General features: G+C 43.2%; 6 protein-coding genes. 4 read left to right on the forward strand and 2 right to left on the reverse strand.

The features are described 5' to 3' along the window. Positions 1–478: 478 nt before the first annotated feature. Positions 479–4,174 carry a phosphoribosylformylglycinamidine synthase gene (gene purL / locus AAA970_RS07285; protein WP_338236554.1) on the reverse strand — a complete coding sequence of 1,232 codons (3,696 nt, stop codon included), beginning with the start codon at positions 4,172–4,174 and terminating at the stop codon, positions 479–481. 573 nt (positions 4,175–4,747) lie between these two features. On the opposite strand from purL, the gene treF reads away from it, so the two are divergent. Beyond that, positions 4,748–6,280, forward strand: a complete 1,533-nt coding sequence (gene treF / locus AAA970_RS07290) for an alpha,alpha-trehalase TreF (RefSeq protein ID WP_338236555.1) — start codon at positions 4,748–4,750, stop codon at positions 6,278–6,280. 276 nt (positions 6,281–6,556) lie between these two features. Here treF and AAA970_RS07295 read toward each other — a convergent pair whose 3' ends face one another. Next, positions 6,557–8,494 (reverse strand): carbohydrate-binding protein, encoded by a 1,938-nt coding sequence (locus tag AAA970_RS07295; protein ID WP_338236556.1) that lies wholly within the window; start codon positions 8,492–8,494, stop codon positions 6,557–6,559. A 333-nt stretch (positions 8,495–8,827) separates the two neighbouring features. On the opposite strand from AAA970_RS07295, the gene AAA970_RS07300 reads away from it, so the two are divergent. From AAA970_RS07300 to AAA970_RS07310, 3 genes are all read left to right on the forward strand, one after another. Beyond that, entirely contained in the window at positions 8,828–9,166 is a 339-nt protein-coding gene (locus tag AAA970_RS07300; protein WP_338236557.1) for a hypothetical protein, read from the forward strand. A gap of 256 nt (positions 9,167–9,422) precedes the next feature. Continuing rightward, complete coding sequence (locus AAA970_RS07305) at positions 9,423–10,316, forward strand: FixH family protein (protein WP_338236558.1); 894 nt, start codon at positions 9,423–9,425, stop codon at positions 10,314–10,316. Between the two features lie 345 nt (positions 10,317–10,661). Beyond that, on the forward strand, positions 10,662–12,629 hold the full coding sequence (locus AAA970_RS07310; protein ID WP_338236559.1) for a TonB-dependent receptor domain-containing protein: 1,968 nt from the start codon (positions 10,662–10,664) through the stop codon (positions 12,627–12,629). Positions 12,630–12,794: the final 165 nt, after the last annotated feature.

The following is a 12,794-nucleotide window of genomic DNA, read 5'->3' on the forward strand; positions in this document are numbered from 1 at the left end:
GATTCAGCTGAATGCCTTCGCGGCCGATGAGTAGCTGATCTAATCCCTTTCTACTTTGATAAGTGTATAGGGTTAAATTCTTGATTTGACAGCTATGGCTGATCTTTAGGTCCTTTGGCTGCCAAACTCCTCCTGAAGCAGGTCCATTATTCTGTGCGTTTTATAAAGGGAAAAAGCAAATAAACCCACGACAGTTAAAAATGGAAGAATGCTGATAATGTGCTCCATGGTTTTGATAGCGTTAAAAAGCGTTTAAAAAGTAACCACGGACATTGGCTTTCCAGCCTTAAAAAAATAAGATATCAAAATCGGTAGAGTAATAAAACAGAGAAGATCAATAATGATAGGTGGGCCGGGCAATTTCATATTGAAGCCTATTTTTTGTCATTATAATGAAAGCTTCCCTTAAAATAAGCATAAAAAAATCCCCCGCACCGGACTGGTACGGGGGATTGTCATTTTATTAAAAAGCTAAAGCTTATTTCTCTTCTTTTGTTGCTTCTACCCATTGGCGAGCATTAACGAATGCTTCGATCCACGGAGTAACTTCATCATTCTTACGGTTGGTTGGGTATTTGGCCCAGTTCCAAGGGAAGATCGCACGCTCCAAGTGAGGCATCATCGCTAAATGACGGCCATCGTTAGAAGCGATACCGGCAACATTGTAATCAGAACCGTTAGGGTTCGCTGGGTAAGTCTCGTAAGAGTATTTACCGATAATGTTGTAGGACTCTTCTGCGTAAGGCAAGTTGAATTTACCTTCACCGTGAGCAATCCATACACCCAAACGAGATCCTGATAAGCTGGAAAGCATCACAGAGTCGTTTTGAGGAATGGTCATGTTCACGAAGCCGGATTCGAACTTATGAGAGTCATTATGCAACATGGCAGGTTTCTCTTCATGATCAGGGTTGATCAATCCAAGCTCAATCATCAACTGACAACCGTTACAAACACCCAAAGAAAGGGTATCAGGACGAGCGAAGAAGTTATCCAAAGCTTCTTTTGCTTTCGGGTTGAAAAGGAAAGCTCCAGCCCAACCTTTAGCAGATCCTAACACATCAGAGTTAGAGAAACCACCAACGAAAACGATCAGGTTTACATCTTCCAAAGTCTCGCGTCCGGCGATCAAGTCGGTCATGTGAACGTCTTTCACGTCGAAGCCTGCCAAGAACATGGAATAGGCCATCTCACGATCACCATTTACTCCTTTTTCACGGATGATGGCCGCTTTGATACCGGACTCACCTTTGCGATCCTGCGTCAAGCCATAATCAGCCAATTTACCAGTGAATTCGGTATTGAAAGTGAAGCGAAGTGGAGATTTTTTGTAAGATTCAAAACGCTCTGAAGCCAATTCCTCACCTGACTGGTGACGATCCAACAAGTAAGAAGTCTTGAACCATACATCACGAAGCTCCGCTACAGGGATGAAGAACTTGGTGCCGCCATTGCGAACTGCCAATTCTTTATCTTCTACCGGGATACCGATCAATTTAGCATTGATACCTGCCTTCTCGAAGAATTCAGTAACATAAGCCTCATCATTCACCTGCAACAACACACCGCTGTTTTCTGCGAACAATACTTTGATCAAGTCTTCTTCCTCAATGCCGGTCAAGTCTACATCAGCAGCGATATTTTGCTCTGCAAAACACATTTCCAACAAAGCGGTAATCATACCACCAGCAGAAATATCGTGTCCAGCCACAATTTTATCTTCCATGATCAACGTCTGAATAGCGTTGAAGGCATTTTTGAAGTATTCAGGATCCTTTACGGTAGGAGCAGATTCCCCCAATTTGTTTTGTGCCTGCGCAAAAGCAGATCCACCCAAATTCAAGGCGTCGGAAGAAAGGTCGATGTAGAAGATTGGCTTATCTTCGCCTTTCTGCAATACCGGCTCCACTACTTTTTTCACGTCTGCTACTTCACCAGCAGCAGAGATAATAACTGTACCCGGCGCAATAACGGTTTCGTCCTTGTATTTCTGCGTCATCGACATGGAATCTTTACCAGTCGGGATGTTGATGCCCAATGCAATGGCGAAATCAGAAGCTGCTTTTACCGCATCGTAAAGACGGGCGTCTTCTCCTTCGTTTTTACATGGCCACATCCAGTTCGCAGAAAGGGATACGCCGTTCATTTGGTGGGTTAATGGAGCCCAAACCAAGTTGGTTAAAGATTCCGCAATAGAATTTACAGAACCCGCCTTAGGATCAATCAATCCGGATACCGGATCGTGACCGATCGCCGTAGCTACACCACCTTTACCTTTGTAATCCATCGCCATAACACCGACGTTGTTCAAAGGTAATTGCAAAGCACCAGCAGTCTGTTGCTTGGCTACTTTACCCGTTACAGAACGGTCTACTTTGTTCGTTAACCAGTCTTTACAAGCTACAGATTCCAGTTGCAATACGTCAACCAGGTAATCCAATAGCTTCTCTGAGCTATATTCCAAAGCAGCATATTTTTCATCTTTGGCATTGTCTTTCATGATGGTCTTCGGTGGGTTACCGAACATGTCCGCCAATTCCAAATCAATAGGATTTTCTCCTGTCTGCTGATCCTCGAAAGTGAATCGCATGTCGCCTGTGGCTTCTCCTACATCATAAATAGGAGCGCGCTCGCGATCACCAATTCGCTTCAGCTCCTCGATGTCTTCCGCTTTCATCACAAGCCCCATACGCTCCTGAGATTCGTTACCAACAATCTCTTTTCCGGAAAGAGTAGGGTCACCTACAGGTAATTTGCGAAGATCAATTTTACCACCTACTTCCTCTACCAATTCAGACAGGGAGTTTAAGTGTCCACCTGCACCGTGATCGTGGATAGAAACGATGGTGTTCTTATCTGACTCTACCAATGCACGGATGGCATTCATGGCACGCTTCTGCATCTCCGGATTGGAACGCTGAACGGCATTCAATTCGATAGCGGAAGAGAACTCTCCGGTATCTACAGAAGAAACGGCGCCACCACCCATACCAATACGGTAGTTGTCACCACCCATCACCACGATGCGATCACCTTTGGAAACGGCCTTCTTCAATGCGTGCTCGTGTTTGGCAAAACCAACACCACCAGCAAGCATGATCACCTTATCGAAACCTAATTTGCGGTTGTTTTCTTCGTGCTCGAAGGTTAAAACAGAACCGGTGATCAATGGCTGACCAAATTTGTTACCGAAATCAGAAGCTCCGTTGGAAGCTTTGATCAAAATTTCGATAGGAGTTTGGTATAACCAAGGACGTGGTTGAATATTCTTTTCCCAGTTACGACCTTCCTCCAAACGAGAGTAAGGCGTCATGTAAACTGCAGTACCTGCCAATGGCAAAGATCCCTGACCACCCGCCAGACGGTCGCGAATCTCTCCTCCCGCACCGGTTGCCGCACCGTTGAATGGCTCCACAGTCGTTGGGAAGTTGTGAGTCTCTGCTTTAATGGAAATTACTGAATCAATCTCTTTGGTTTCAAAGAAGTCCGGCTTGTCCTGAGTCTTAGGCGCAAATTGCTCAATCTTCGGACCTTTGATAAATGCCACATTATCTTTGTATGCAGACACCAAATGGTTCGGATGTTCATTTGAAGTCTTGCGAATCATTTTGAACAAAGACTCTTCCTTTTCTTCTCCGTCAATGACGAAGGTCCCGTTGAAGATTTTGTGACGACAGTGCTCTGAATTTACCTGAGAGAATCCGAAAACCTCAGAGTCCGTAAGCTTACGGCCTAGTTTCTCGGTTAATCCTTCCAGGTATTTGATTTCTTCCTCACTTAATGCCAATCCTTCTGATTGATTGTAAGCGGCGATGTCCTCGATATACACAACCGCCTCAGGCGCTTTGTGAATATCAAAAACTTCCTGATCCAGCCCGTTGTATTTGGCCTCCAGCATTGGATCAAAAGTAGCATTCTCTTCTTTTAGCAGAAATTGCTCGATACGAATGATACCTTCGATACCCATATTCTGGGTGATTTCCACCGCATTGGTGCTCCATGGGGTGATCATCTCCTTACGCGGGCCGATGAACGTGCCTTCGACTGTTGTTCCGTCAACTTGTGTTGCGTTACCAAACAGCCATGTTAATTTGTTGCGGTCTTGCTCATTTAAAGGCTTCTGAGCTTCCACCACAAAGAAATTTTTGTGTACGCCTTGATAGAATGTGATCATCCTTATAAGAAAATTTGAACGGTTAAGGGATTGATTCCTTTCAAGCGGCAAAAATAGCAGTTTATATTGGAAGGAGAATGATTTGTGAAGGAAAAAACAGCTGTTTCTGCAAGTTTTTTTGTTATGAGGTATGGGGTGGGTTAGAAAAGTATCCTGTTTTTATGATTTTTGTCCGCTTTTAGTGTTTTGTAGGATGTGAAAATACCTCTGAATTACGGTGTAGGGTACTTGATGTTGATTTTGGGCGTCATTTCGTATGCTGTCCTTTACAAGGTTTGAATAGGATATTTTCTGAATAGCGGCTAAAGTTCTATTGATCAGGTGAATTGATAAATGAAAGGAGAAGTGTATATGGAAATGCGTCTTGGGGATTTTGTTTTTATTGATCTGGTGTAGCACTTTATGGGAAAGACGAATGTTTTTCGTAGTTTATTCTGTTAGGAAAAACGTTTGCATAAAATGAATCGCAAAAACCGCTTAATTATAGCTGCTTTAATTGCAGCAACTGTCATTTTTGGCTTGGTTTTTATACCCTTAGCGGAAAAACCTTCTCAGACAGTAAATAATCCTTTCATGCTAATCTATTCAGCAGACCGTCCGATATACCGTTTTTTTCAGGCGGTTCAGCTTTCGGGAATTTTTCCGGATAGCAAAACTTTTGTGGATGCCCGCTTACGTACTTCGGAAGAAGAAGTATTGAAGGATTTTAGTGTTATTGATCCAGAAGATCGCCTGGCACTGGAATCTATCGTTCTGCGTCATTTTGAATTACCACAGGCTTATCAGGTGAAAGAAGACACCCTTCGTGTGGGCTTTACGGAACACTTGCAGCGGATGTGGCATCGGCTAAAGCGCCCTGCGGATATGCCTGTGGAAGGTAGTACCCTCCTTCCATTGAAGGAGGAATATGTGGTTCCCGGGGGGAGGTTCCGTGAAGTTTATTATTGGGACAGTTATTTTACATTATTAGGTCTGCTTGCCTCTGATGAGATAGCGTTGGCGGAAAGTCTGGTGAAGAATTTTGCTGATCTCATCAATAGGGTAGGTTTTGTGCCCAACGGCAACAGGAGTTATTACCTGAGCAGATCGCAGCCACCGGTGTTTTCTTTAATGGTGAAAGCTTTGGAGGAGAAAATGGGGAAAGCATATGCCTTACAATATCTTCCGGCCATGGAAAAGGAGTATGCTTTTTGGATGGACGGAGCAAATGAAGAGCAGTTGAACGGTGGTTTTCGTCGAATCGTCAAATTACCATCAGGTGCGATATTGAATCGTTTTTGGGATGATGATGACGCTCCAAGGCCGGAGAGCTATCAGGAAGACCGGGAGTTGGCGGAAGGTTTGCCTGAGGAAGATCGCAGAAAACTATATCGTAATATTCGTGCTGCGGCAGAGTCGGGTTGGGATTTTTCTTCCCGCTGGTTTGGGGACGCTCAACGCTTCGACCAGATTCAGACTACCGATATTTTACCGGTGGATTTAAATGCTTTGATGTATCATTTGGAGCATCAACTGGCAGATTATTATAACCAAAGCGCACAATTTGATATGGCCCGAACTTTTGCCTTAAAGGCTTCCCTGCGAAAGCAGGCCATGCAGCAAGTGTTTTGGTCAAATGGCGATGGATTTTATTATGATTATGACTGGGTGAAGGGGGAACATACTCATATTCCTACACTAGCCGGATTATGGCCGCTTTATTTAAAGCTGTCAACGGATGCTCAGGCCCTTAAAGTCGCTCGTGTGCTGGAACATGATTTCTTAAAGCCCGGAGGGTGGATTACCACTTTGCATCAGACGGGTCAGCAATGGGATGCGCCCAATGGCTGGGCACCACTGCAATGGATTACCTATCAGGGGCTGATGAACTATAATCAAAAAATGCTGGCGGAAGAAGGAGCAGAGCGTTGGTTGTTACTGAATGAAAAAGTGTATCAGCGCACCGGTAAAATGATGGAAAAATATAATGTGGTCGATACCAGTTTGATTGCCGGAGGAGGGGAATACCCCAATCAGGATGGCTTTGGCTGGACGAATGGGGTCGCATTAAGACTATTGGAAGAAGGAATTGCGGTGGAGTTGCAGCCAATGCAGGCGGAGCGTTAGTATTTAACCCGAATTATTCACCGCTAGATTTAGTGACTCACTATAAACATCTTTAGGTCAGGGTGTTGGGATTGATTTTATCGAATTTTCAATAGCTCAAATTTGGGTATGCTTGCTTTCTCCTCATTCATCTGCTTCGTTGGAAAAACTCGAAATAGGCAACTATTCCTTCATTTTTCCCGCCTTGCAGCTAAAGGAGGATTAAAGCATGAAAAATCCGGCTTAAGGTAGCCCGGAAATTTCCGGGCCAGTGCTTTTAAGCATGATCATCCTGCCTTATTGGAGGATGATTTTTTTTGTCTTTTGCTGTCCTAATTTAACATAATACACCCCAGTGGGCTGATTCTTTAGGTTGATTTCTATTGGCTGGCGGCAATTCAATGTTTGTCGTAAGACAATCCGTCCTTGTTGGTCCATAACGCGCAGGTCCTTGGCTTCCCCATTTCCCATGGGATCATGTATAGTGAAGATGCCCTCATTGGGGTTAGGAGCCAGGGTATATTCCATATTGTAAATATCTTCCGAAAAAGAACGGCTGTTCATTGGCCCGACACGTTTAAGGGAAAATTTATCCATATTAGGTCCCCAGCTTGCTCCCTGGTTTGTCAGGCGGATCAGGTGGTTGCCTGCAGTGAAGTTGGCATTTTTAGAAGCCTTCACGCTTTGATAGTTATTGTAGCCACCAGTGTAGGGAAGGTTGGTGGAGTTGAAATAAGTGTTGGATACAATAAAATCGATTTGGGAATCTGCTGAAGGAGTAGCGACTAAATAATTTATTTCGTAAGTTCCCTCTTCCGGAATGTTTACGAAATATTCTACCCAATCCCCATCATTATTATAATCGATAATACTGCCGGAATTTTTAACGCCATATCCGGGTCCTCCAAAAGCCGAATCGTTAAATGTCCCTCCGGTAGCATTAAAGGTCTCGGCTTCTATCTCTATCGCGGCTTCTCCAGTCACCACCTCCGGTGTATAGACTCTAATCCAGTCAACTTTCATAATATGGTCTTCCGGCCTTCCATAGATTTCTCCGTCTGTAGGATATCGACCTGCCAGAGCGTTCCAGTCCTGAGCTTCGATATTAATGATAAGCTTCATTGGTTTGGTGAGCCCCTTTCCGTTGGTGTAGTCATATTTATCCAATATATTAAAGTCAGCAGATGCTTCAATCAACTTACCATCCGGATCCAGATAGGCGTAATTTTTACCGGAAAGCGTTCTTACCCATTTTCCATTGATGTAATATTCTAAATGGTTAGGGTCCTTCCAGTAAACGCCTATGGTAGAATATTCTCCGGCCCAGTCTGTTCTTCCGTTTTCATAATACCAGGTACCGTAAACCCCCTCTTCGTCACGTGGCTGGTAGTCATCAAAGTTGGTTAGGTGGCGATTGTTAAACACATGATGGCTCAGGTGAATGTGTTTGGCAAACCAGGCGTTCATCGCTGTACCCGTTCTTCCAGAGTCTCCCAGACCGCCATAATTTTCACAAATATCAATTTCTTCATAGTCATCATCACTGATCATCCATACATTATTGGCGAAAACGGCATCAGCAATTTTAACACGCGCCTCTACAAATACAGGGTACTGGACATGCCCTTTGGATACCACACAGCCCATCTGAGTGGCTGGCAGTGTATGATAAGTACCATCATGACTATTTCGGAAAGTCTTGGTGTCGCCATTTCGGGAAGCCACGATATTCATGTGTCCATTTGAGACGGAGACGTTTTCATGTCGCCACTGAGTAGGGCCAGGGCCATCCCAGCTGTTATGCCAGAAGTTTTTCCATTTTCCTGCAATAAAAGTCTCTTGATTGTTGGCTGGAAAATCATAATTAAAATCATCGGACATATCGGCCTGCAGCTTCCATTGTTTTCCATTTCCCGGATCCGCAGGGACAGGTATACCGGCCCAGTCTTGCGCCTGTGAAGGTGAAAGCATTCCAGTGAAAGTCAGGAAGAATGAGGCAAGTAAACTGGTGTTTAGAGAGGCCTGAGATAGGCCTTTCTTACTTAAAGAAGTACTGGTAAAGACTTTGAGGTCAGGTAAACTTAAGGGTGGAAAGGCGATAATTTTATACCAGAAATGGTTAGCTGATCGAAAGGATAGGTTCCTTTCCATGTCATTTTTAGTTTCTTTTCGTAAAGAGCCGTACCAGCTTCTTTTTTGAAAAGCACCAATAAAATAGGTTAAGGGCTTTTTCATTATTATTGAATTTAGGCCCTTGCAGAAATCAGAAAAGTAGAAAGGCTATATTCCAATAGCCTGATAATGGTGGTATAAATGTATTGATAAAAAAGGAATTGCCAGCAATTATGGCTGATGAAATTTGAATTATGGTTGAATTAATATTTCAGACCAGCAAAAATGAAATTTTACCAGGAAAATTTAAAATAATAGTTTTATTCTAGAGTGCATTTTTTTGATGATCTATATCATAAAAACTTATTTTTCTTGTTGCAATTGTCCATGTCCCCGTCTATGTTTGCATTAATGAAGCAACTCCTGACAATATTTTTAATTGGAAATATCCTGTTAATGTCCCTTTCACGGATTGGGGTGGTGTTTTCCTATGAAATGTTTCAGGACTATATCGCCGAAAACTGGTGTGAAAATCGTGATGAACCCATCACGGTCTGTTATGGTAGTTGTTTTGTAAGAAATAGCATGGAGCTGATTGATAATTTTGAACATCAAACAGGACAGGAAGGAAATGCTCCAGCGGTTAAGGTCATTACAGATTTTTTTGTTCCTGCTTCAGTTCCTCTTATTATTCCGGAAAACACTGCTTTGCTAAATATTAAGCACCGGAATTTTTATGCTAACTTTTATCAATCTGTCCATACTTCTTCAGTGTTTATACCTCCCTGCGCATAATTTCCCTTCACCTTTAGAGCGTGTTGTCTCTTAGTCGATGGTAGATTAAGAGTGCTATGGATTTGCCTGTCTTATTCATGGCATTGCTGTACCTGAATTCCGGTAGTGAAATCAGCAATTGCTGCGCTTTCGCTGGCTGCTTTGAGCTAGTTTATTTCACCTTTTATTAATTCAGACTTTCGGATTCGGTTTCCAAATTGATTTGTGTGGCCTTTTCCGTTGGTTATTCTATTATTGAGATTTTCTCAAACAGATTATGATGCGCAATTTTTTTTCAATTTATATATTGGTCGCTTTTGTGACCGTCTTTTCGTTATTTTCCTGTTCTAATGAAGGAGCAGATCCTGCTCCTGAGGATCAGGGAACGATGATCGCCCACTACGATATTCCGGATACCGATTTTCAATTAGAAATTTACGGTCAGCAGGCCTACCAATCCGGTTATAATGTGATGGGTTTGCGGGTAGTGGACGCTAATAAGGACCGAGTGGAGGCCAATATTACCGTGAATCCCATCATGTATATGGATGGTGGGCATTCACATGGATGCCCCGTGGATGTTCCGGCTGTTTCACTTCCTGCAGGGCAACAGGCTGTGGGTGTTTTCTTTATTATGCCTTCCATGAATGGATATTGGGAGTTGAATTTTACGGTGGAAGGTGCCGGTGTGGAAGCCACATTTACCGAGAGGATAACGGTAATAGATCCCACAGATTGGGAGACCAAATATGGTAGCCATTTTCTTAGAACAACTTACCAGGAGGAGTCCTATTTCTTTTCTTATTACTGGATGAATGGAAAGCCTGCAGCAGATGCCAATACCTGGGTAGGAATAGCCTATAAAGCGGTGCGCATAATGCATGGGGACCATATGATGATGACTTTTGAACCGGTGAAAGATTTGGAGTGGAATACCATTTCCTGGATGGCTTCCATGGATCATGGTGCTCCTGAAAATCCAATGGCAATGGAAATGGAGGGCTATGCCGGGCATTATGAAGGGAAAGTGAATTTTACGATGACCGGTGACTGGCAAATTGCTAATCACGTGTTATTGAATGGGGAGTCGGTCCTCACCTCAGAAGAAGTGCCCGCTGAAGGAGATGGAATAGATTATTTCAGTGGAGATGTATTTTATCTGGAGTTTTAATCTGATTTAATCATGCTTGCGTCCTCGTATAGCTGCAAAGTAGGAAAAATGATGAAATAGGAATCTATATCGAGTTTTTCTCAAAGAAACAGCTAAATGAGGAGCAGGCAAACTCCCTCAAAATCGGGCTGTTAAAATCAGCTAAGACCACTCAAAACGTACTGAAGATGATGAGTTTTTGGGGTGGTTTTCTGAGCCTGTCGGTAAATTTTTAGGCTTCAGGGAAGCGTATCCGTCAGCCCCTAGAAAAGGAATGAGGATTATTTGTTCATTCTCTTTTTACATGACTTCTTATGGCAGCCCTCTTTTTCTAAAGATTTACTTCTACTTTAAATCCCTCCTGACATGCGCCTCTTTATAGCTTTTTTGTTTTTATTATCATTTATTTTCCTCGGATTAACGCCCACAAGTGGTCAGGATTCCCTCAGAACGGTGGAATTAAAGCAGGTGATTATTAGGGAGGGGAGAGCAACCAAGCCGCAGATTTCCCTTTCTGCGGGAAATAGTTTGGATCAGGCGTTGGAGTCAAATGGAGCCGTTCAGCTACAGAGAAAAGGAGTTTTTGGGGCGGATCCGGTGATTAATGGCCTCTCGGGTCATCGGATTAGTATGAGTCTGGATGGTATTCGGGTGTTTGGCGCCTGCGCTGACCGGATGGATCCTATGACGAATTATCTCGGAATGGCCTCTGTTGCAGGTATGGAAGTGATGGAAGGCATGGGTTCCGCTTTAGAAGGAAACAATATTGGTGGACATATCAATTTTTCGGTTTTTAATTTGGCAGATTTACCCCGGTCATGGTCCGGAAATGTAGGTCTTTTGGCGCAATCCAACGGTTTCGGAGGGGCCATGAATATGGCCTTAGCCTATAAGGGAGAGCGTTGGGGCTTCAGGTATACTGCAGAAGCACAATCGGCAGACAGCTACCGATTCGGAGGTGGCGAGCGGGTAGATTTTTCCTATTACCGGAAGATGAATCATCATTTAGCTTTGGAGAAAAATATGGGCAACCATCATTTTCGATTGAACATGCTTTGGGACAAGGCCCATGATATAGGCTATCCGGCCTTACCAATGGACACGGGCTTTTCGGAGGCTTACATCTTCTGGTTGACGCATCATTTCGTATTTTCAGATAATATTTCAGTGGAAAACAAGTTGTATCACAGTCAGATTTACCATGAGATGTCTGATGAGGAGCGTATAGATAAACTAGTGGACATGGATATGCCTAACTGGAGTCGATCCTCCGGCGGATATAGTCGTTGGAAATATCATCAGGGCAGACTGGCCACGGAGGTTAAAGGGGAATATTATCAATATTATTCTTTTTCGGAGATGAAAATGTACCCGGAAGATTTTATTGCGTCCTATATGCAGACCTTACCCGAAGTTAAGCGATCGGTTTTTGCTTTAAGTGCAGTTTTGGATTATCGATTAGGGCTGAATTATTGGTTGGTATTAAACGGCCGGGGAGAATTCTTGGTAGATGAATTGTTGGATGAAAGAGGCATAGCCCAATGGCGGGTTTTAGGTTACGATTTGTCCTCTCCAAGAAATTTTGAGGTCTATAATGCTAATGTAAGGATTGGAAGGCGCATTGGTGAGGCTTCTACCATTGATTTTGGCTTAGCTTTTGGAAAGCGGGCGAGTTCATTATCGGAGCTTTACGCTTATTATTTATTTAATACTTTTGATGGTTATGACTATAGAGGAAATCCAGATTTGGAAGGGGAGTCCGCCATTCAATGGCAGCTGAACTATCAATATCAGCAGGGTTCACATTCCGTCAGTTTAGATATTTTTTCGCATTATTTTTTCAATTTTATCATGGGAGAAGTGGACCCGGCATTGATCAGGATGACGCCGGAGGCAAATGGGGTGAAAGCTTTTGGAGACGAGCAAGCCGCCATCATCAGTGGGTTGAACTTTCAATATATTTATGAAAAGGATAGCTGGAACTTCTCCCTTCCAATTCATTACCAATTGGGTCAACGAGCGAATGGCGAACCTTTACCATTAATGTTGCCTTTAAGTGTGCGTCCAAAAATTCAAAAGCAGAGGCAAAATTGGAGTTTTGAAATGGAATATGAAGCGGCTTTAGGACAATTTCGAATCAGTAAGTCTTTTGGGGAGCAATCAACAAAGGCTTATCATTTGGTGCATCTGGGCCTGCAATGGGAAAAAGCAAACTGGAAAATAAAAGGGCAGATTCAAAATGTGATGGACCAGGCTTATCGTACCCATTTGGATTGGGGAGGGATTTTAAGACCAGGTCGAAATTTTGTGCTTGGGCTGTCTTATGGATTTTAGAGGGTAATTAACTGCCAAAATTTAGACGAAAATATGGATGGGGCAGCATAAATACCAGTTTATTGGCAGGGAGAGGCTTTGTTGAAAAATTAACCATAAATCGTTGCGTATATTTTGAATTTGCTTCCTTCGTTGTGCCTTAACCTGAATTATTCACCAGTAAAT

The sequence above is a fragment of the Persicobacter diffluens genome (assembly GCF_036244895.1).
GTDB lineage: Bacteria > Bacteroidota > Bacteroidia > Cytophagales > Cyclobacteriaceae > Persicobacter > Persicobacter diffluens.

Bases quoted from the DNA above. Each gene is read 5' to 3' on its own strand.
- purL (WP_338236554.1), bottom strand. From the start codon at position 4,174: ATGATCACATTCTATCAAGGCGTACACAAAAATTTCTTTGTGGTGGAA.
- treF (WP_338236555.1), top strand. From the start codon at position 4,748: ATGCTAATCTATTCAGCAGACCGTCCGATATACCGTTTTTTTCAGGCG.
- AAA970_RS07295 (WP_338236556.1), bottom strand. From the start codon at position 8,494: ATGAAAAAGCCCTTAACCTATTTTATTGGTGCTTTTCAAAAAAGAAGC.
- AAA970_RS07300 (WP_338236557.1), top strand. From the start codon at position 8,828: ATGTCCCTTTCACGGATTGGGGTGGTGTTTTCCTATGAAATGTTTCAG.
- AAA970_RS07305 (WP_338236558.1), top strand. From the start codon at position 9,423: ATGATGCGCAATTTTTTTTCAATTTATATATTGGTCGCTTTTGTGACC.
- AAA970_RS07310 (WP_338236559.1), top strand. From the start codon at position 10,662: ATGCGCCTCTTTATAGCTTTTTTGTTTTTATTATCATTTATTTTCCTC.